At 67.5% G+C, this 20,197-nt stretch carries 18 protein-coding genes, 3 tRNA genes and 2 pseudogenes; 11 read left to right on the top strand and 12 right to left on the bottom strand.

Annotation, left to right across the window (positions count from 1 at the left end; all coding sequences use genetic code 11):
- Window positions 1-15: 15 nt before the first annotated feature.
- Complete coding sequence (locus QC826_RS05105) at window positions 16-159, bottom strand: hypothetical protein (protein WP_174900426.1); 144 nt, start codon at window positions 157-159, stop codon at window positions 16-18.
- 76 nt (window positions 160-235) lie between these two features.
- On the opposite strand from QC826_RS05105, the gene QC826_RS05100 reads away from it, so the two are divergent.
- The 4 genes from QC826_RS05100 (at window position 236) to QC826_RS05085 (ending at window position 4,332) form a co-directional block, all read left to right on the top strand.
- On the top strand, window positions 236-1,252 hold the full coding sequence (locus QC826_RS05100) for an XdhC family protein (protein ID WP_279764681.1): 1,017 nt from the start codon (window positions 236-238) through the stop codon (window positions 1,250-1,252).
- Window positions 1,253-1,397: 145 nt separating this feature from the next.
- Window positions 1,398-2,303 (top strand): DMT family transporter, encoded by a 906-nt coding sequence (locus QC826_RS05095; RefSeq protein ID WP_279764680.1) that lies wholly within the window; start codon window positions 1,398-1,400, stop codon window positions 2,301-2,303.
- A complete protein-coding gene (locus QC826_RS05090) occupies window positions 2,300-3,220 on the top strand; it encodes a DNA-3-methyladenine glycosylase 2 (protein WP_279764679.1) in 921 nt (306 codons plus the stop codon). Before QC826_RS05095 ends, QC826_RS05090 begins: the two co-directional genes overlap by 4 nt.
- Window positions 3,221-3,300: 80 nt before the next feature.
- Complete coding sequence (locus QC826_RS05085; RefSeq protein ID WP_279764678.1) at window positions 3,301-4,332, top strand: MerR family transcriptional regulator; 1,032 nt, start codon at window positions 3,301-3,303, stop codon at window positions 4,330-4,332.
- Window positions 4,333-4,407: 75 nt separating this feature from the next.
- Here QC826_RS05085 and QC826_RS05080 read toward each other — a convergent pair whose 3' ends face one another.
- The 4 genes from QC826_RS05080 to QC826_RS05065 all read right to left on the bottom strand — a co-directional run bounded on the left by QC826_RS05080 (window position 4,408) and on the right by QC826_RS05065 (window position 5,292).
- Entirely contained in the window at window positions 4,408-4,713 is a 306-nt protein-coding gene (locus tag QC826_RS05080) for an NIPSNAP family protein (protein WP_279764677.1), read from the bottom strand.
- 108 nt (window positions 4,714-4,821) lie between these two features.
- A tRNA-Met gene (locus tag QC826_RS05075) sits at window positions 4,822-4,898 on the bottom strand.
- Window positions 4,899-5,018: 120 nt separating this feature from the next.
- Window positions 5,019-5,095, bottom strand: a tRNA-Met gene (locus tag QC826_RS05070).
- Between the two features lie 120 nt (window positions 5,096-5,215).
- A tRNA-Met gene (locus QC826_RS05065) sits at window positions 5,216-5,292 on the bottom strand.
- 178 nt (window positions 5,293-5,470) lie between these two features.
- On the opposite strand from QC826_RS05065, the gene QC826_RS05060 reads away from it, so the two are divergent.
- The 7 genes and pseudogenes from QC826_RS05060 (at window position 5,471) to QC826_RS05030 (ending at window position 13,612) form a co-directional block, all read left to right on the top strand.
- Window positions 5,471-6,043 carry an NUDIX hydrolase gene (locus tag QC826_RS05060; RefSeq protein WP_279764676.1) on the top strand — a complete coding sequence of 191 codons (573 nt, stop codon included), beginning with the start codon at window positions 5,471-5,473 and terminating at the stop codon, window positions 6,041-6,043.
- A gap of 7 nt (window positions 6,044-6,050) precedes the next feature.
- Window positions 6,051-6,779 carry a leucyl/phenylalanyl-tRNA--protein transferase gene (gene aat / locus QC826_RS05055; protein WP_279764675.1) on the top strand — a complete coding sequence of 243 codons (729 nt, stop codon included), beginning with the start codon at window positions 6,051-6,053 and terminating at the stop codon, window positions 6,777-6,779.
- A gap of 117 nt (window positions 6,780-6,896) precedes the next feature.
- Entirely contained in the window at window positions 6,897-7,619 is a 723-nt protein-coding gene (locus tag QC826_RS05050; protein WP_279764674.1) for an arginyltransferase, read from the top strand.
- Between the two features lie 84 nt (window positions 7,620-7,703).
- Entirely contained in the window at window positions 7,704-8,744 is a 1,041-nt protein-coding gene (locus tag QC826_RS05045; RefSeq protein ID WP_279764673.1) for a quinone-dependent dihydroorotate dehydrogenase, read from the top strand.
- A gap of 106 nt (window positions 8,745-8,850) precedes the next feature.
- Window positions 8,851-9,895 (top strand): annotated as a pseudogene (locus tag QC826_RS05040) (aldo/keto reductase).
- 273 nt (window positions 9,896-10,168) lie between these two features.
- Window positions 10,169-12,553: a TonB-dependent receptor plug domain-containing protein gene (locus tag QC826_RS05035; protein ID WP_279764672.1), complete on the top strand. Its 2,385-nt coding sequence runs from the start codon at window positions 10,169-10,171 to the stop codon at window positions 12,551-12,553.
- A 246-nt stretch (window positions 12,554-12,799) separates the two neighbouring features.
- Window positions 12,800-13,612 (top strand): substrate-binding periplasmic protein, encoded by an 813-nt coding sequence (locus QC826_RS05030; RefSeq protein ID WP_279764671.1) that lies wholly within the window; start codon window positions 12,800-12,802, stop codon window positions 13,610-13,612.
- Between the two features lie 10 nt (window positions 13,613-13,622).
- Here the strand turns inward: QC826_RS05030 and QC826_RS05025 are convergent, their stop codons facing one another.
- The 7 genes and pseudogenes from QC826_RS05025 to QC826_RS04995 form a co-directional block, all read right to left on the bottom strand.
- Window positions 13,623-14,555 (bottom strand): CysB family HTH-type transcriptional regulator, encoded by a 933-nt coding sequence (locus tag QC826_RS05025; protein WP_279764670.1) that lies wholly within the window; start codon window positions 14,553-14,555, stop codon window positions 13,623-13,625.
- Window positions 14,556-14,735: 180 nt separating this feature from the next.
- Complete coding sequence (locus QC826_RS05020) at window positions 14,736-15,806, bottom strand: sulfate/molybdate ABC transporter ATP-binding protein (RefSeq protein WP_279764669.1); 1,071 nt, start codon at window positions 15,804-15,806, stop codon at window positions 14,736-14,738.
- A gap of 2 nt (window positions 15,807-15,808) precedes the next feature.
- Window positions 15,809-16,726, bottom strand: a complete 918-nt coding sequence (gene cysW, locus QC826_RS05015; protein ID WP_279764668.1) for a sulfate ABC transporter permease subunit CysW — start codon at window positions 16,724-16,726, stop codon at window positions 15,809-15,811.
- Between the two features lie 4 nt (window positions 16,727-16,730).
- Complete coding sequence (cysT, locus tag QC826_RS05010) at window positions 16,731-17,537, bottom strand: sulfate ABC transporter permease subunit CysT (protein ID WP_279764667.1); 807 nt, start codon at window positions 17,535-17,537, stop codon at window positions 16,731-16,733.
- Window positions 17,538-17,799: 262 nt separating this feature from the next.
- Window positions 17,800-18,439, bottom strand: a pseudogene (locus QC826_RS05005) (peroxiredoxin).
- A gap of 116 nt (window positions 18,440-18,555) precedes the next feature.
- Window positions 18,556-19,122, bottom strand: a complete 567-nt coding sequence (locus tag QC826_RS05000) for an RBBP9/YdeN family alpha/beta hydrolase (RefSeq protein ID WP_279764666.1) — start codon at window positions 19,120-19,122, stop codon at window positions 18,556-18,558.
- 26 nt (window positions 19,123-19,148) lie between these two features.
- On the bottom strand, window positions 19,149-20,156 hold the full coding sequence (locus QC826_RS04995; protein WP_279764665.1) for a sulfate ABC transporter substrate-binding protein: 1,008 nt from the start codon (window positions 20,154-20,156) through the stop codon (window positions 19,149-19,151).
- Between the last annotated feature and the right edge of the window lie 41 nt (window positions 20,157-20,197).

Here is a 20,197-nt window from a genome sequence, read left to right as displayed (position 1 = left end):
ACCGAAAGCGGCGGCCTAGCCTATGCTGGGGAAGTTGGGGAACCAGGTTCCCATCACCCAGGTCAGGGCGACACACACCAGCACGGCGGCGAACAACACGATCAACAGGCGGCCGAACTTCGGATTGCCGTCGTCTTCGTTCTTGGATGGGTCGGTCATGTGGGGTCGTCCTGCAAACTTTGGGAACGCGTAGTATATTCTATCGCTTCCCCCCTCACGCCGCAGCCTGGAATCCATGGACAGCATCGACCTCGAAGTACTCAAGACCAGCGCCGGCTGGATCGCCGCCGGCCACCGCTGCGAACTGGTCACCGTCATCAAGACCTGGGGCTCGAGCCCGCGCCCGATCGGCGCCACGCTGGCCATCTGCGACGACGGCCGGGTGGTCGGCTCGGTCTCCGGCGGCTGCATCGAGGACGACCTGATCGAGCGCGTGCGCGTCCACGGCATCGTGCGCAGCGCGCCCGAGATCGTCAGCTACGGCATCAGCGCCGACGAGGCGCACCGCTTCGGCCTGCCCTGCGGCGGCACCATCGAGCTGGCCATCGAGCCGCTGGGCGCGCACAGCCGCATCGCCGAGCTGCTGCAGCGGCTGGAACGGCACGAACTGGTCGAGCGCCGCCTCGACCTGCGCAGCGGCGCCGTCGCGCTGGCCAAGGCGCCGGTCGGCGCCGTGCTCAGCGTGGACGAACACAGCATGACCACGCTGCACGGCCCGCGCTGGCGCCTGCTGATCATCGGCGCCGGCCAGCTGTCGCGCTTTCTGGCGCAGATCGCCATCGCCATGGACTACCACGTCGTCGTCTGCGACCCGCGCGAGGAATACCGCGCCGGCTGGCAGGTCGACGGCGTCGAGCTGGTGCACGCCATGCCGGACGACCTGGTGTTGGAGCTCAAGCTGGACCACCGCAGCGCCGTCGTCGCGCTGACCCACGACCCCAAGCTGGACGACCTGGCGCTGATGGAGGCGCTCAAGTCGGAGGCCTTCTACGTCGGCGCCATCGGCTCGCGCCTCAACAACAGCAAGCGGCGCGAGCGCCTGCTGCAGTTCGACGTCAGCGCGGCGCAGCTGGCCCGGCTGCACGGCCCGATCGGCCTCTACATCGGCAGCAAGACGCCGGCCGAAATCGCCATCTCCATCCTGGCCGAAATGACCGCCGTGAAGAACGGCGTGCCGGCCGAGCTGCAAATCCAGCACGCCGCCGCGCTGACGCCGCCGGGCGGCAACGCCTGCCTGGTCGAGCTGTCGTGAACGCAGGCGCGGCGCGGTCGGCTTCCGGCGCAACCATTCAAGCGCAAGAAACGGCTGGCGCGGCACGCGCCGCCGTGGCAGCATACAGGCCCGCATACTGGCCCGCATACTGGCCCGCAGACAGGCCCACAAACAGGAACACCGCATGAGCACCGCCAACCTACTCCGACTTTTCCTGCTGGCCGCCATCTGGGGCGGCTCCTTCATGTTCATGCGCATCGCCGCGCCGGTGCTGGGGCCGGCCGTGCTGATCCAGTACCGCGTGCTGTTCGCCGCCCTGTTCCTCGGCGCCATCGCCCTGCTGCTGAAAAAACCGCTGCACTGGCGCGCCCACTGGAAGCACTACCTGATGCTCGGCCTGTTCAACTCCGCCCTGCCCTTCCTGCTGTTCGCCTTCGCCGCGCGCACCTTGTCGGCCTCGGTGCTGGCCGTGCTCAACGCCACCACGCCGATCTGGGGCGCGCTGATCGGCGCCGTCTGGAGCCGCCACATGGTGTCGGCCCGCGTCGTCGCCGGCCTGCTGCTGGGCGTCTCCGGCGTGGCGCTGCTGGTCGGCTTCGACCACGTCAGCGCGCAGCCCGGCGCCGGCCTGGCCATCGCCGCCGTGCTCAGCGCCTCCTTCTGCTACGGCATCGCCAGCACCTACACCCGCACGGCCGCCTCGGTCGAACCCTTCGCCAACGCCCACGGCAGCATGTGGGCCTCGACCTTGTTGGTGATGCCGGCGCTGGCCTTCTTCCCCGCGCCCGGCCAGGCCACGGCCGGCATCATGGCCGCCGCGCTGGCGCTCGGCGTGGTTTGCAGCGGCATCGCCTACCTGCTGTACTTCCGCCTGATCCAGGACGTCGGCGCCACCTCGGCGCTGACGGTGACCTTCATCAGCCCCTTGTTCGGCATCCTCTGGGGCACGCTGTTCCTCAAGGAGATCGTCGGCTGGTACACCTTCGCCGGCGCCGCCATCGTCATCCTCGGCACCGCCCTGGTGACCGGCTTCAAACCCGATCTCGGCTGGCTGAAGCGGCTGGTGCGCGGCGGCGCCGGCACGGCATGAGCCCGCGTCTGACGCTAGCGCTGCCGGACGACTACCGGCTGCAGGACGTGCTGGCCTTCCACCGGCGCGACACGGAAAGCGTCGCCGAGCAGGTCGACGAGGCGCGCCTGCGCAAGGGCATCTTGATCGACGGCGTTCCGGTGCTGCTCGACGTCGACCTGGCCCGTGCGCGCCGCCAAGCGCCCGGCACCGCCCGCGCCGACTGCGCCGTGCTGGCCGACGCCGCGCTGACGGCGCCGCAGCGCCAGCGCGCGCACGAGGCGCTGCTCAACATCCTCGGCCTGCGCATCGACCCGCAGCCCTTCATCGACTTCGCCGGCGACGACGCCCTGCTCGGCGCGCTGGTGCGCGCCCAGCCGGGCCTGCGCGTGGTGCAGTCGGCCTCGGTGTTCGAGGCGCTGACCTGGGCCGTCATCGGCCAGCAGATCAACCTGTCGTTCGCCATCGCGCTGCGCCGCACCTTCATCCAGCAGGCCGGCCGCCAGCACGGCAGCGGCCTGTGGTGCTACCCCGAGGCGGCCGACGTGGCGGCGCTGGACGCGGAACAACTGACCAGCCGCAAATTCTCCCGCGCCAAGGCGGAGACCCTGCTGTTGCTGGCGCGCCGCGTGGCCGAAGGCGCGCTGACATTGGATCTGTCGCCCGGCTACGGCATCGCCGAAGTGTCGGCCGCGCTGCTGGCGCTCAAGGGCATCGGTCCGTGGACCGTCAACTACGGCCTGCTGCGCGGCTACGGCTACGCCGACTGCTCGCTGCATGGCGACGTCGCCGTCCGCGCCGCGCTGCAGCCGCTGCTCGGCGAGGACAGCAAGCCGGACATGGCGCGCACCGAGCAGATCCTGGCGCGCTACGCGCCGCACCGCACCATGGCGTCGGCGCATTTGTGGGCCAGCCTGCATCCGCGCGCCGACGACTAAACAACTCCCCAAAGTGCTTGACCCTGACGTGGCGTGAGGCCGCAATCTGGTCGCACGTTCGAACAAAGGAGCAAACCGATATGTTGAAAGTGGGAGAACTGGCCAAGCGTTCCGGCCTGACCGTGCGCACCCTGCACCACTACGACAGCATCGGCCTGCTCTCGCCCTCGGCGCGTTCCGACAGCGGTTACCGGCTCTACCAACGCGACGACATCGCCCGCCTGCAGCAGATCCAGGCCTTGCGTCGCTTTGGCATGTCGTTGACCGAGATCGGCACCTTCCTGGCCAGGCCGGACACCCCGTTCTCGTCCATCGTGGCCCAGCAGATAGCAGCGCTGGGCCGCCAGATCGAGCAGGCCAGCCAACTGCGTGCGCAGCTGGCCACCCTGCACCATCAACTGGCGAACGGCGAGGAGCCCGGCTTGGCCGATTGGCTAACCACTTTGGAGTTGATGACCATGTACGACAAAATCTTCACGCAAGAAGAACTCAAGCGCCTGCCCTTCTACAGCAACGGCGCCAAGAGCCAGGCCGAATGGGCCGCGCTGGTGGCGCAGGTGCGCGCGCTGCTCGACGGCGGCGTCGCCGCCGAACACGCCGACGCGCAAAAGCTGGCCGAGCACTGGATGATCATGCTCGAGCGCGACACCGCCGCCAACCCCGACTTCGTCCGCCGCATCGACGCGCTGCTGACGCGGGACGCGGCGGCGCAGCAGCAGACCGGCATCACGCCGGAGTTGCGCCAGTACGTGATGCGCGCCTTCTCGGCGCGCCGGCAAAGCGTCTACGCGAAATATCTGGACGAGGACGAGATGCGCCACATGCGCGAGAACAGCGGCAAGCGCGCCGCCGAGTGGCCGCCCTTGATCGCCGCCGTGCAGCAGCAGATGGAGGCCGGCGCCGAGCCCGACGCGCCGGCCGTGCAGGCCTTGACGCGGCAGTGGTTCGAACTGTTCCGCGACTTCGCCGGCGACCAGCCGGCCACCATGCAAAAGATCCGCGCCGCCACCGAGCAGGAGCCCGTGCTGCGCACCGGCACCTGGATGAGCGACGAGATGCTGGCCTTCATCCGCCAGTCGGCCGCCACGCTGCCGGCGCCGGGCCAGGCGTAGTCGACATTCCGCCCCCGCCGGCGGCGCACGCCACGCCGTGGCGGGGGCCGGCCGGCACTCTGGTGATGCGGCGGTCTAGGCGAACACCGGCCGAAAGAAACTGCGCTCGTAGCTGACGATGCAGCGCGTCTGCTCGGCGTAGAGGAACGCCGCCTGGCATTCGGCGTCCTCGACGCTGGCGGCGCGGTAGCGCTCGTACTCGGCCAGGCTGGCAAAGCTGAACAGCGCCAGCGCGACATTGCTGGCGCCCTCGGACGGCATGAAATAACCGTGGTGCTGGCCGCCGAAGCGCTCCACCAGCGGCATCCACAGTTTGCCGTAGTGCTCGAACTCGGCCAGCTTGTACGGGTCGATCACATAGCGCAGGTAAATCGTTACCATCGTTTCTCCTCGTGTCCATCGTTGGGGCCGGCCCGCGCCGCCAGAACGGCGGCCGGAAAAAGCGAAAGCCGCTGATTCCTGTGAAGAAATCAGCGGCTTGCCTTGTTCTGGTTGCGGGGACAGGATTTGAACCTGTGACCTTCGGGTTATGAGCCCGACGAGCTGCCAGACTGCTCCACCCCGCAGACGAATTATATCCCATGGCTGCTGCGCCGCACAATGCCTAATCTCACGATCCGGCAAACAATGCGGGCGGAAACGAAAAAGCCGCTGATTCCTTTCCAGGAAATCAACGGCTTTAAATTTGGTTGCGGGGACAGGATTTGAACCTGTGACCTTCGGGTTATGAGCCCGACGAGCTGCCAGACTGCTCCACCCCGCAGCCGAATTATATCCCATGGCTGCTGCGTCGCACAATGCCTAATTTCACGATCCGGCAAGCAATGCGGGCGGAAACAAAAAAGCCGCTGACTCTCTTTCAAGAAATCAACGGCTTAAAATCTGGTTGCGGGGACAGGATTTGAACCTGTGACCTTCGGGTTATGAGCCCGACGAGCTGCCAGACTGCTCCACCCCGCGTCTGTGCCGATATTATAGGGTGGATCGGCAATTTAGGCAAACTTAATCCCCACTTGCCGTGTGATAGCATTCTTGCATGCGCCACGCCGGCCTATAGCCAGCGCAAACTCTCCGCGCCGGTACGCCGCAAGCGGCCCAATCGGTGTAAAGTAAGAAAAAACCGAATGAGCTATCCCCTATGAAATTTTGTTCCGAATGCGCCCACCCCGTCGAACTGGCCGTCCCGGCCGGCGACAACCGTCCGCGCTATGTCTGCGCCAGCTGCGCGACCATCCACTACCAGAACCCGAAAATGGTGCTCGGCACGCTGCCCGTCTGGGAAGGCGATGGCGAACTGAAAATATTGCTGTGCAAGCGGGCCATCGAACCGCGCCGCGGCTATTGGACCTTGCCGGCCGGCTTCATGGAAAACAACGAAACCACGGCCGAGGCGGCCATCCGCGAAACGGTCGAGGAGGCCGGCGCCAACATCGAGCTCGGCCCCTTGTTCTCCCTGCTCAACGTGGCGCGCGTGCACCAGGTGCACATGTTCTATCTGGCCACGCTGCGCGACCTCGACTTCGCCCCCGGCGAGGAGAGCCTGGACGTGCAAATGTTCAGCGAGGCGCAGATCCCCTGGGACGACCTGGCCTTCCCCACCACCCGCACCACGCTCGAGCTGTTCCTGGCCGACCACCGGCGGGTGCGCGAGGGCGGCGAGTACGGCTTCCACACGCTCGACATCAACCGGCCCATGCGCAGCGACCTCTGAGCGCCCCATGATCCCCTGGCTCGAGGCGCACACGCCCTTCCCCGACGTCGCCCAGGCGCTGACCAGCGACGCCCCCGGCCTGCTGGCGGCCGGCGCCGACCTGTCGCCGCAGCGCCTGCTGGCGGCCTACCAGCGCGGCATCTTCCCCTGGTTCTCCGAGGGCCAGCCCATCCTGTGGTGGAGCACCGACCCGCGCATGGTGCTGATGACCGAGCAGTTCCGCGTCTCCGACAGCCTGAAGAAGACGCTGCGCAAGGTGGCGCGCAGCGCCGCCGGCGACGGCCGCTGGCAGGTGCGCTTCGACGGCGACTTCGAGGCCGTCATGCGGGCCTGCGCGGCGCCGCGCAAGGACGGCCCCGGCACCTGGATCTCGGAGGACATCATCGCCGGCTACAGCGGGCTGCACCGGATGGGCTACGCCCACTCGGCCGAGCTGTGGCTGGACGGCGAACTGGTTGGCGGCGCCTACGGCGTGTCGATCGGCCGCATGTTCTACGGCGAGTCGATGTTCGCCCGCGTCACCGACGGCTCGAAGATCGCGCTGGCCTACCTGGTGCACTTCCTGCGCCGCCACGGCGTGGCGATGATCGACTGCCAGCAGGAGACCGCCCACCTGGCCTCGCTGGGCGCGGCGCCCATCTCGCGCCAGCAATTCCTGGCGCATCTACGCCACAGCATTGCGCTGCCCCAGATCACCGCGTGGGAAGCGCTTGCGCCTTTCCCCGCCGGCGATTAATCTAGACGTGAGCCCCGGCGCCGCGCGCGCCCCGGCCGCAGCTTGCGCAGGAACGCCAGCCTGCCGCGCGAACTTTGCAACCCCGGCAAGCTTTGCAACCGTACCGATAGGATCTGCATGACGCAGCTGAACGATCTTCCCTTCGCGACCTTGCAGTTCTACACCACGGCGCCCTATCCGTGCAGCTATCTGGACGCGCGCCAGGCCCGCTCGCAGGTGGCCACGCCGTCGCACCTGATCAACGCCGACGTGTATTCCGAGCTGGTCAAGAACGGCTTCCGCCGCAGCGGCATCTTCACCTACCGGCCGTATTGCGACGGCTGCCAGGCCTGCATTCCGGTGCGCGTGGTGGCCGACGAATTCCGCCCCAGCCGGGGCCAGCGCCGCGCCTGGGCCAGGCACGCCGAGCTGCAGGCCGGCGTCGCCACGCTGTCCTTCTCCGACGAGCACTACGAGCTCTACCTGCGCTACCAGAGCAAGCGCCACGCCGGCGGCGGCATGGACCAGGACAGCCGCGACCAGTACGCCCAGTTCCTGCTGCAAAGCCGGGTCAACACGCGGCTGGTCGAGTTCCGCCAGCCGGACGGCGTGCTGCGCATGGTCAGCATCATCGACCTGCTGTCGGACGGCCTGTCGTCCGTCTACACCTTCTTCGACCCGGACGTCGAGGGAGCCTCCTTCGGCACCTTCAACGTGCTGTGGCAGATCGAGCAGGCGCGCGAGCTCAAGCTGCCCTACGTCTACCTGGGCTATTGGATCGAGCAAAGCCCGAAGATGTCCTACAAGATCAACTTCAAGCCGCTCGAGGCGCGCATCGACGGCCATTGGAGCGTGCTCTAGGCCGATCCGGCCGGATCTCGCCCGAGGCTGCCGGGGGGGCCGGCCGGCGCTGGTAAAATAGCGCATCCTTTCAAGAGCGCCCCCATGTCCCAACACTTCCTGTACTCCCTGGCCCGTCCCCTGCTGTTCGCGATGGACGCCGAAGCCGCCCACCACCTGACCCTGCCGGCGCTCAAGCGCGCCGCCGCCCTCGGCCTGACCCGCCTGGTCAAGCAGCCGGCCGCCGATCCGCGCAGCGTGATGGGCATCACCTTCAAAAACCCGGTCGGCCTGGCCGCCGGACTGGACAAGGACGGCGCCTACATCGACGCGCTGGCCGACCTGGGCTTCGGCTCGATCGAGGTGGGCACCGTGACGCCGCGCGCGCAAGCGGGCAACCCCAAGCCGCGCATGTTCCGCCTGCCGGCCGCGCACGGCATCATCAACCGCATGGGCTTCAACAACGGCGGCGTCGACGCCTTCGTCGCCAACGTGCAGGCCTCGCGCTTCTACCAGAACCGCGAGGGCGTGCTGGGCCTGAACATCGGCAAGAACGCCGACACGCCGATCGAGAACGCCGCCGACGACTACCTGAAGTGCCTGGAGAAGGTCTACCCCTACGCCAGCTATGTGACGGTCAACATTTCCTCGCCCAACACCAAGAACCTGCGCCAGCTGCAGGGCGGCTCCGAGCTCGACGGCCTGCTGGCCCAGCTCAAAGAGGCCCAGTCGCGCCTGGCCGACCAGCACAAGCGCTATGTGCCGCTGGCGCTGAAGATCGCGCCGGACATGGACGGCGAACAAGTCAAGAACATCGCCGACGCCCTGCTGCGCCACAAGATCGACGGCGTGATCGCCACCAACACCACGCTCAGCCGCACCGCCGTCGAGGGCATGCAACACGGCGGCGAGGCCGGCGGCCTGTCCGGCGCGCCGGTGTTCGAGCTGTCCAACACGGTGATCCGCCTGCTCAAGGCCGAGCTGGGCGACGCCCTGCCGATCATCGGCGTGGGCGGCATCATGCGCGGCGCCGACGCCAAGGTCAAAATCGAGGCGGGCGCCCAGCTGGTGCAGTTGTACAGCGGCCTGATCTACGCCGGCCCGGCGCTGGTGCGCGACTGCGCCGACGCGCTGCGCGCCCGCTAGGCGGGCGTCCCGGCCGGCCGCCGCGCCGGCCCCCCGAGTCCGACTCCGGGCCGGCCGCCGGCCCGGGGCATTTTTTGCCAAGCTAACCGTACCAGCGAGAGCCACCATGCAAACCACCACCCTGGGCACCAGCGGCCTGAGCGTCAGCAAGATCTGCCTGGGCACCATGACCTTCGGCGAGCAGAACAGCGAGGCCGAGGCGCACAGCCAGCTCGACTACGCGCTCGAGCGCGGCATCAACTTCATCGATACGGCCGAGATGTATCCGGTGATGCCGCGCGCCGCCACCCAGGGCAGCACCGAGCGCTTCATCGGCAGCTGGCTCAAGCGCGGCGGCAAGCGCGACCAGGTGGTGCTGGCGACCAAGGTGGCCGGGCCGAACCCGCATATGCATTGGATACGCGGCGGCAAGAACAACCTCGACGCGGCCAACATCGGCGCCGCCGTCGAGGACAGCCTGCGCCGCCTGCAAACCGAGCGCATCGACCTGTACCAGTTGCACTGGCCCAGCCGCAACGTGCCCATCTTCGGCGCCAACGCCTTCAATCCGCGGGCCGAGCGGGCCTCGGTGGCGATCGAGGACACCCTGGCCGCGCTGGGCCGGCTGGTCGAGGCCGGCAAGATCGGCCAGATCGGCGTCTCCAACGAGTCCAGCTGGGGCGTGTGCGAGTTCATCAAGCAGGCCGAGATGAACGGTGCCGCGCATCGCCAGCATCCAAAACCTGTACAACCTGACCGCGCGCCACTTCGAGACCAGCCTGCTCGACGAAACCTGCCTGCGCGCCCAGGTCGGCCTGCTGGCCTACAGCCCGCTCGCCTTCGGCCAGCTGACGGCGAAGTATTTGGACGATCCCAAGGCGGCCGGCCGGCTGACCCTGTTCCCGCCCAACTGGAGCCCGCGCTACCTGCGCCCCGGCGTGCTGGCGGCGGTGGCGCAGTACGCCGCGTTGGCGCGCGCCAACGGCCTGACGCCGACCCAGTTGGCGCTGGCCTGGTGCTATTCGCGCTGGTTCGTCGCCTCGACCATCATCGGCGCCACCAGCCTGGCCCAGTTGAAGGAAAACATCGACGCCTTCGATGTCAAGCTGGCGCCCGAGGTGCTGGCCCAGGTCGACGCCATCCACGCTGGCCTGCCCAACCCCGGCCAGTAGCCATAAAAACACTTGCCGCGCAAGCGAGGGTCAGACCCTGAGGGTCTGACCCTGCCACCTGCCGCCCGCGAATATGCCCGCCTCGCCATACGTCTCTTTTTAGCGACACTTGCCGCAGACTAGTCGCGTGCGACTCTGTTCCATATGCGTTCCTTCACGGGCTGTCGGCTTCCTTATCATTTTTTTATATATCATTAGTAAAAACAAGTCTTTGATTAAGTCACTTGCCTACTGGTAAGCTTTTTCTATCCCCCACCATCGAGATCGCCCCACATGAGTTCACGCCACACCCAGCCGAATCCCGCCCGCGCCCTGCTCGTCACCAGCCTGATCGCCACGCTCTCCCTGCCCGCCTACGCGCAACAAGCCGCCGCGCTGGACGGCGAGCTGCAATCGGTGGTGGTCACCGGCACCTACGCCAAGAACCGCCGCACCGTCGACTCCGAATCGCCGATCGACATCATCAGCGCGCGCGAACTGCAGGCCACCGGCTCGACCGAGCTGGCCACCGTGCTGGGCCGGCTGCTGCCGTCGGTGAACTTCCCCCGTCCGTCCGGCGCCGACGCCAGCGACGCCGTGCGTCCGGCCCAGTTGCGCGGCCTGTCGCCCGACCAGACGCTGGTGCTGGTCAACGGCAAGCGCCGCCACACCTCGGCCGTGGTCAACGTCAACGGCACCCAGGGCCGCGGCTCGGCGCCGGTCGACCTGAACGCCATCCCGCTGTCGGCCATCGACCACGTCGAGGTGCTGCGCGACGGCGCCGCCGCCCAGTACGGCTCGGACGCCATCGCCGGCGTCATCAACATCATCCTGAAAAAAGGCGCCGAGGGCAGCGACGTCGAAGTCGGCTTCGGCGAGTACCAGAAGCGCGACGGCATCCAGAAGACCTTCAAGGGCTCGACCGGCTTCGCGCTGGGCGACGCCGGCTGGGTCCGCGTGGCGCTGGAGGTGGCCGAACGCGACGCCACCAACCGCGCCGGCGCCGACTTCCGCAATCCGAAGGAGCCGCGCTACGGCCAGGTCAACCAACGCTTCGGCGACCCGGAGACCCATCCGCGCGCCTTCTTCGCCAACACCCAGTACCGCGTCAACGACGACATCGATTTCTACGCCTTCGGCAACTACGGCCAGCGCAACACCTCGGCCGCCGCCACCTGGCGCACCGCGCTGAACGGCACGGCGCCGCGCACCCCGCTGTTCCCCGAGGGCTTCCTGCCTTTGGAAAACAGCACCTCGATCGACTCGGCCCTGGTGGCCGGCCTGCGCGGCGAGGCGGCCGGCTGGCGCTGGGACGCCAGCTTCAACTACGGCAACAACGAGTTCAAGCTCGACCTCGACAACACCGTCAACCAGGACCTGGGCGCGGCCAGCCCGACCCATTTCCACGCCGGCAAGCTGATCAACAACCAGCAGTTGCTGAACCTGGATCTGGCGCGCGAATTCCCGCTCGCCGCCTTCAGCGGTCCGCTGACGGTCGCCACCGGCCTGGAACTGCGCCGCGAGAAATATGAAATCGGCGCCGGCGACCTGGCCTCCTACTCCGGCAGCGGCGCGCAGGGCTTCTCCGGTTTCCGCCCGGCCAACGCCGGCAGCAACAGCCGCCACAACACCTCGATCTATCTGAACCTGGAAGCGGAGGTGACCAAGAAGTTCTCCGCCTCGGCGGCACTGCGCCACGAGCGCTACAGCGACTTCGGCAACACCACCTCGGCCAAGGGCTCGGCCCGCTACGCCTTCAACGACGCCGTCTCGCTGCGCGGCACCGCCTCGTCGGGCTTCCGCGCGCCGTCGCTGGCGCAGCAGTTCTACACCATCACGACCACCAACTTCTCGGTGGTGAACGGCGTCAACACGCCGATCGAGACCGGCACCTTCGCCGTCGGCAGCGCCGCCGCCAGCGCGCTCGGCGCCACCCAGTTGAAGGCCGAGAAGGCGCGCAACTACAGCCTCGGCCTGCAACTGCAACCGGCCCGCAACTTCAGCACCACGGTCGACGTCTACCGCATCGACATCGACGACCGTGTCGCCCTGTCGGCCAACATGACGCTGTCGCCCGACCTGAAGAACGCGCTGGCCAAACAGGGCATCCTGGTCGGCGCCGGCCGCTACTTCACCAACGCCATCGACACCAGCACCCGTGGCGTCGACGTGGTCAGCACCTACCGCCTGGAACTGGCCGAAGCCGGCAAGATCGACTTCACGGCGGCCTACAACCACAACAAGAACTCGCTCGAACGCGTCGCCGACAACCCGGCCCTGCTGAGCGCCAACGGGCTGACCCTGATCGACCGCCAGACCATCAACCGCCTCACCGTCGGCTCGCCGAAGGACAAGTTCAGCCTGTCGGGCGACTACACGGTCGGCAACTGGAACGGCCGCGCCGTGGCCACCCGCTACGGCAGCTTCACCGTGCCGCAGAACAACGCCACGCTGGACCAGACCTATGATCCGCAATGGGTGCTCGACGTGTCGGGCAGCGTCAAGCTGGGCAAGAACTGGAAACTCAGCGCCGGCATCGACAACGTCACCAACCGCTACCCCGACCAGATCACCTCGAACGGCAATCTGAACAACAACGGCACCACGCCGTACAGCGGCTTCGCGCCGAACGGCTTCAACGGCCGCTACTACTACGCCAAGGCCGGCTACAGCTGGTAAGCGCCGCGCCGCCGCCGAACGGCGGTGGCCGGCCACAACGGGCGAGGGGCGGACGGGAGCGTATCCCGCCCGCCCCTCGTCGCGTCAGGGTACGGCGCGGCGGCCTGCGTCGCCGACGCAACAGATAGCCGCCGCCGGCGTCCGTCCCGGCGCATTCTCCACGCCGCCGCCGCGCCGCCGTGCTAGCCTTGTAGTGACTTGCAATGCCTATTTCCCCCAGGGATTGCGCCACGCCCGAGGCCGTCGATGTATCGCCTTCCAACCATATCCCTGTCGCCGCCGCTTCGTGCCGCCGTGCTCGCCGGCCTGACGCTGCTCGCGGGTGCGCCCGCGCCGGCGCCGGCACAGACACAGGCGCCGACACGCGAGCTGGTCACTGCGGGCGTGTTCACCTTCGCGCCGTATGTGTTCGCCGGCAAGGACGGGCCGGAGGGCGCGCTGATCGACTTCTTCGACCGCGAGATCGCGCCGCGCATGGGCGTGCGCTTCCAGTGGCAGCGCCCGCTCACCGTGGCCCGGCTGGAGCACAACCTGGTCACCGGCCAGGTGCTGTTCAGCCCCATCCTGGCCCACACGGCCGGGCGCGACCGCGCCGGCATCCAGTTCGACGAGGCCGTCTACATCAAGTTCGAACCATGTGTCGCGGTGCTGCCGGGGCACCGCCTGAACGCGCTGCGCTCGGCCGCCGACCTGGCCAACATGACGATAGGTTGGGTGGTCGGCGCCGCGCTGCCGCCGTTCATGCGCGACGCGCGCATCCACTATGACGAGGTGGGCGGGGTCGACTGGGAAAAGCAGAATTTGGGCAAGTTGAAACTGGGCCGCGTCGACGGCGTCTACTTCTCCAACTGCGCCAGCGCCCGCTACTACGCGGCGCGCGACGAGTTGCACCTGAAACTGCTGCCGCTGCCGGTGCCGGGCGCCGAACTGCATGGCGTCTTCTCGCCGCTGGCGCCGGCCGGCCTGGTCGAGCGCTACCGCAAGGCGGCGCGCCAGGCCTTCGCCGACGGCCGCTTCGAGAGCTATCTGAACAAGGCGTTGGCCGATCGGGTGCCGTAGCGGCGGCGCGTCAGGATTGTTCGCCGCCGGCCAGCGCCGCGTCGATCTCGGCGCGCGTCAACTCGGGGGCGAACTGCTGGATGAAGTGGTAGGCGTAGGAGCGCAGGTAGGCGCCCTTGCGCACCGCCAGCCGGGTGGTGTTGGCGGCGAACAGGTGCGAGGCCTCGACCGCGCGCAGGCCCTTGTCGCGGCCGTGGTCGAAGGCCATCGAGGCGACGATGCCGACGCCCATGCCCAGCGCGACGTACTGCTTGATGACGTCCGAGTCCATCGCCGTCAGCACGATGTCGGGCTTGACGTCGGCCTTGGCGAAGGCGGCGTCGATGTGGCCGCGTCCGGTGAAGCCGATGTCGTAGGTGATCAAAGGGAACTCGGCCAGGTTCTCCAGGCGGATCGGCGAACGCGACAGCAGCGGGTGGCCGTCCGGCACCACGATCAGGTGGCTCCAGCGGTAGCAGGGGAAGGACACCAGGTCGGGGAACTGCGACAGGCGCCTCGGTGGCGATGCCGATGTCGGTCTTGCCCGACAGGACCCATTGGCGATGTGCTCGGGCGCGCTCTGCTGCAGCGCGATGCGCACCTCGGGGAAGGCGGCGCGGAAGGACTGCACCACCTTGGGCAGCGCGTAGCGGGCCTGGGTGTGGGTGGCCGCCACGCTCAGCGTGCCGCTGTTCTGGCCGGTGTATTCCAGGCTGGCCTGCTGCAGGTTCTCGGCCTCGATCAGCAGGCGGTCGATGATCTTCAGGATGCCCTTGCCGGGGTCGGTCAGGCCGGTCAGGCGCTTGCCGTTGCGCTCGAAGATGACGACGCCGAGCTCGTCCTCCAGCTCGCGGATCTGCCGGCTCACCCCGGGCTGCGAGGTGAACAGGGCGTTGGCCACCTCGGTCAGGTTGTAGCCCCGGCGGGCGGCTTCGCGGATGGAGCGCAGTTGCTGGAAATTCATGCTGGGGTCCTTGCTGCCCGAGGGCGAATAAGTTGGTGACGCGACGTGTGCGGCCATCGGCTCGGCGCAACGTTGGCGCGCAGGGCTCCCGCGCCGGCGGCCTGGGCGGCCGGCGTCCGACGGGATGGAGCGGTAGCGGGTAAGGTGGGCGCGCAGGCGCCGCTTGCCTACGGCGGGGCCTTACACCACGGCCGGGTCGACGAACACGTGCAGGCGTTTCGGCCGCACCACCAGCGTCTCGCCCTCCTTCAGGTGCAGGTGGCTGAAGCGCTCGTTCGACATCACCGCCTCGATCAGCTCGGCGTTGTCGGTGCGCTCCAGGTCGAGCTGGGCCAGCGGGCCGATGGCGTGGGCGCGGCGCAGCTTGACGATGATGCCTTCGGCGCCCGGCGTGTAGCGGTCGATCTCCAGGTCGTGCGGGCGGACGTAGGCGATGCCCTTGCTGTCCTGCACGCCGTCGTGGTCGGGCACGTCGAAGCTGACGTCGCCGGTGGCCATCACGCCCTCGTGGACGCGGCCGTGGAACATGTTGACGTTGCCCAGGAAGCCGTAGACGAAGGGCGAGGCCGGGTGGTTGTAGACCTCCGCCGGCGAGCCGATCTGCTCGACGTTGCCCTTGTTCATCAGCACCACCTGGTCGGCCACCTCCAGCGCCTCCTCCTGGTCGTGGGTGACGAAGATGCTGGTCACGTGCAGGTCGTCGTGCAGGCGGCGCAGCCAGCGGCGCAGCTCCTTGCGCACCTTGGCGTCGAGCGCGCCGAAGGGCTCGTCGAGCAGCAGCACGCGCGGCTCGACGGCCAGCGCGCGCGCCAGGGCGATGCGCTGGCGCTGGCCGCCGGACAGCTGCGGCGGGTAGCGGTCGGCCAGCCAGTCGAGCTGGACCAGTTCGAGCAGGTCCTTGACCTTGCGGCGGATTTGATCTTCCGAGGGGCGCTCGCTGCGCGACTTGACGCGCAGGCCGAAGGCGACGTTCTCGAACACCGTCATGTGCTTGAACAGCGCGTAGTGCTGGAACACGAAGCCGACCTGGCGCTCGCGCACGTGGCGCGCCGAGGCGTCCTGGGCGTCGAGCAGCACCTGGCCGGAGTCCGGGTGCTCGAGGCCGGCGATGATGCGCAGCAGCGTCGTCTTGCCGCAGCCGGAAGGCCCCAGCAGGGCCGTCAGTTCGCCGGCCGGGAAGGACAGCGAGACGTTGTTGAGGGCGGTGAAATCGCCGAACTGTTTATGGATGTTTCTGACTTCGATGGTCATGATCAGTGCTCCGTAGAACGTAAGGCGGAATCGACGGCGATCGATTCATTCAGGCGCCAGGAGATAAAGGACTTCAGCGTCAGCGTCACCAGGGCCAGCAGGGCCAGCAGCGACGCCACCGCGAAGGCGGCCGCGAAGTTGTATTCGTTGTAGAGGATTTCCACCTGCAGCGGCACGGTGTTGGTCTCGCCGCGGATGTGGCCGGACACCACCGAGACGGCGCCGAACTCGCCCATGGCGCGGGCGTTGCACAGGATGACGCCGTACAGCAGGCCCCATTTGATGTTGGGCAGGGTGACGCGGCGGAAGGTGTTCCATCCCGAGGCGCCCAGCACGATGGCGGCCTCCTCCTCCTCGCTGCCCTGGGCCTGCATCAGCGGGATCAGCTCGCGGGCGACGAAGGGGAAGGTGATGAAGATCGTCGCCAGCACGATGCCCGGCACGGCGAACAGGATCTTGATGTCGTGCTCCTGCAGCCAGGGGCCGAACCAGCCCTGGGCGCCGAACATCAGCACGTAGATCAGGCCGGAGATCACCGGCGAGACGGAGAACGGCAGGTCGATCAGGGTCAGCAGGATGCTCTTGCCGCGGAACTCGAACTTGGCGATGCACCACGAGGCGGCGACGCCGAACACCAGGTTGAGCGGCACGGCGATGACGGCCGTCAGCAGGGTCAGCTTGATGGCCGAGATGGCGTCGGCCTCGGTGATCGAGGCCAGGTAGGCCTCCCAGCCCTTCTTGAAGGCCTCGGCGAAGACGGCCACCAGCGGCACGAACAGGAACAGCGTGAGGAAGGTCAGCGCGACGCCGATCAGCAGGCCGCGCACCCACAGCGGCTCCAGCACCGAGGGGGCGGACGGCAGCTCGCCACGGCGGGCCGGCGGCGTGGCGGCGACAACAGGGTTCAGGACAGCACTCATCTTCTTATTTCCCCGACTTGCCACGGGCCCAGGCCTGCAGCAGATTAATCGACAACAACAGCACGAAGGACACCAGCAGCATCACCACGGCGATGGCGGTGGCGCCGGCGTAGTCGTACTGCTCGAGCTTGGTGATGATGAACAGCGGCGTGATCTCCGAGACCATCGGCATGTTGCCGGCGATGAAGATCACCGAGCCGTACTCGCCGGTGGCGCGGGCGAAGGCCAGCGCGAAGCCGGTCATCAGGGACGGCATGATGGTCGGGAAGACCACCCGCACGAAGGTTTGCAGGGCGCTGGCGCCCAGGCTGGCGGCGGCCTCCTCGAGCTCGCGCTCGGCGTCCTCGAGCACCGGTTGCACGGTGCGCACGACGAAGGGCAGGCCGATGAAGGTCAGCGCCACCACCACGCCGAGCGGGGTGAAGGCCACCTTCAGGCCCAGCGTGCCCTCGAGGAATTGGCCGAACCAGCCGTTCGACGAGTACAGCGCCGTCAAGGTGATGCCGGCGACGGCGGTGGGCAGGGCGAACGGCAGGTCGACCAGGGCGTCGATGATGCGCTTGCCGGGGAATTCGTAGCGCACCAGCACCCAGGCGACGATGCCGCCGAACACCACATTGATGCTGGCGCCGATCAGCGAGGCGCCGAAGGTCAGCCGGTAGGAGGCCATCACGCGCTCCGAGGTGACGGCCGACCAGAAGGCCGGCCAGGTCATGGTGAAGGTCTTCAGGAACACCGCCGACAGCGGGATGAGCACGATCAGCGCCAGGTAGAAGATGGTGAAGCCCAGCGACAGCCGGAAACCCGGCATGACCCGGAACGGGGCGCCGCGTGGTTTGGCCGGAACCGCAAGTGCTGCTGCTGACATGGATGCTCCCTCTTATTACATTTTCGACTTATAAGGCCGAATATTCGCATCCCGCAGTTATAAACCAAACTAACCTTTTGTCATTTGCTTAGATTGAAATCGACTAGTCCGCAGAGTTAGTCCATGCAAGCGGACCCGGCCGCGCCCGCGCCGCCCATAAAAAAACGCACTCCGGGGAGTGCGTTGGCGGTGTCGGCGCAAAGGCCTATTTGTTCGGCTGCGGCGTCAGGCGCAGATACGGCCGCTCGGCCTTGTAGCCTTTTGGATACTTCTGCTCGATCAGCGCCGGGTCCGTGCACGGTCAGCGGGATGATCACGTCGTCGCCGTCCTGCCAGTTGCCCGGCGTGGCCACGGTGTAGCCGTCGCTCAGCTGCAAGGCGTCGATGACGCGCAGGATCTCGTCGAAGTTGCGGCCGGTGCTCATCGGGTAGGTGATGGTCAGGCGCACCTTCTTGCTCGGGTCGATGACGAACAGCGAGCGCACCGTGGCGGTGGCCGACAGCGCCGGGTGGATCATGTCGTACAGCTCGGAGACCTTGCGGTCGGCGTCGGCGATGATGGGGAAGCCGACCACCGTGTGCTGGGTCGCCTCGATATCCTTGATCCACTCCAGGTGGGCCTCGGCCGGATCGACCGACAGCGCGATCGCCTTGACGTTGCGCTTGTCGAACTCGGGCTTGAGCTTGGCCGTCAGGCCCAGCTCGGTGGTGCAGACCGGCGTGAAGTCGGCCGGGTGGGAAAACAGCACCACCCAAGACTTGCCGGCCCACTCGTGGAAGTGGATCTTGCCAATGGTGGATTCTTGCTCAAAATCGGGCGCGGTGTCGCCCAGGCGTATGGTCATCGTTAGCTCCGTGGTGGTTAAGAATGCCGGTATTGCGCATCCGACAAGGTCATCATCGCCGCAAGCGGGCCGGCGGGGCGCCACTCGCGTCAGCAAAACGTCAAAAACAGAAAAATTCAGGCAAATTGAACAACATTCCCCACCTGCCGGGCGCGCTGCGCCAGCAATTGCAACTGGCGCTGGCCGTCCAGCCAGTCGCCCAAACCGGACTCGGCGTTGATGTGGCCGAGGGCGCCGCCGTCGATGAAGTCGCTGCCCCAGCGCGCCGCCCACAGCGCGGCGCGCTCGGCCGTCATCCACGGGTCGTCGCGGCTGCCGATCATGATCGCGGGACAGGGCAGCGGCCGCTGCGGCAGCAGCGCGGCGACGCCGAACTTGTCCGGGTCGGCCGGCGCCACCAGCAGCACGCCGGCCACCAGCGAGGGATCGGCCGCCACGCTGTGCGCCGTGGCCAGGCTGCCGAAGCTGTGCGCGACGATCAGCGTGGGGCGGCGGTCGGCGCGGCGCACCTGGTCGAGCCGGGCCGACCAGCGCAACAGATCGGGCCGCTCCCAGTCGTCCTGCTCGACCCGCTCGAAGCTGGAGTACAGGCGTTGCCAGCGGCTCTGCCAATGCTCCTTGCCGCTGTTGTGCAGGCCGGGCGCGACCAGCACGCGGAACTGCGAAAGCAAACTGGCGCTCATAGGCCTTCCCCTTGCGTAGTCCGCGCTTACTTCGGCTGGTAGATCTGGTCGAACACGCCGCCGTCGGCGAAGTGGGCCTTCTGCGCCGTGCTCCAGTCGCCGGCCACCTGGGCCAGGGTGAACAGTTTGACATTGGGGAACCGGGCGGCATATTTTTTCACCGCCTTGTCGACCGTCGGCCGGTAGTAGTTCTTGGCGATCAACTCCTGGCCCTCGTCGGTGTAGAGGAAGCGCAGGTAGGCCTCGGCCACCTTGCGCGTGCCGCGCTTGTCGACCACCTTGTCGACCAGCGCCACCGGCGGCTCGGCCAAAATGCTGAGCGACGGCGCGACGATCTCGACCTTGTCCGGGCCCAGTTCCTTGATCGCCAGCAGGGCCTCGTTCTCCCAGGCGATCAGCACGTCGCCGATGCCGCGCTCGACGAAGGTGGTGGTGGCGCCGCGCGCGCCGGAATCGAGCACCGGCACGTTCTTGTAGAGTTTTTTCAGGAAATCGCGCGCGCCGGCGTCGCTGCCGCCCGGCTGGCGCAGCGCGTAGCCGTAGGCGGCCAGGTGGTTCCAGCGGGCGCCGCCCGAGGTCTTGGGATTCGGCGTGATCACCGCCACGCCAGGCTTGACCAGGTCGCTCCAGTCCTTGATGCCCTTGGGGTTGCCCTTGCGCACCAGGAAGACGATGGTCGAGGTGTACGGCGAGCTATTGTGCGGCAACTGTTTCTGCCAGTCCTTCTTCAGCAGGCCCCGTTCGCCGATCGCGTCGATGTCGTAGGCCAGGGCCAGGGTCACCACGTCGGCCTCCAGGCCGTCGATGACGGCGCGCCCCTGTTTGCCGGAACCACCGTGCGATTGCTTGATCTTGACGTTATCGCCGGTCTTCGCCTTCCAATCCTTGGCGAAGGCGGTGTTGACGTCCTGATACAGTTCGCGCGTCGGATCGTAGGAAACGTTGAGCAGCGAGATATCGGCGGCGAAGGCCGGCGCGCTGGCGGCGAAGGCGGTGACGGCGAGTGCGGCGGCGATGATTTTCTTGGACAGCATCAGGGTTCCCCATGTGGTTCACTTCAGAAGCCTCAGAGTAA

This window comes from Rugamonas sp. DEMB1 (genome assembly GCF_029834475.1).
GTDB lineage: Bacteria > Pseudomonadota > Gammaproteobacteria > Burkholderiales > Burkholderiaceae_D > Rugamonas > Rugamonas rubra.
This window is presented reverse-complemented; position numbering and strand designations above follow the sequence as displayed.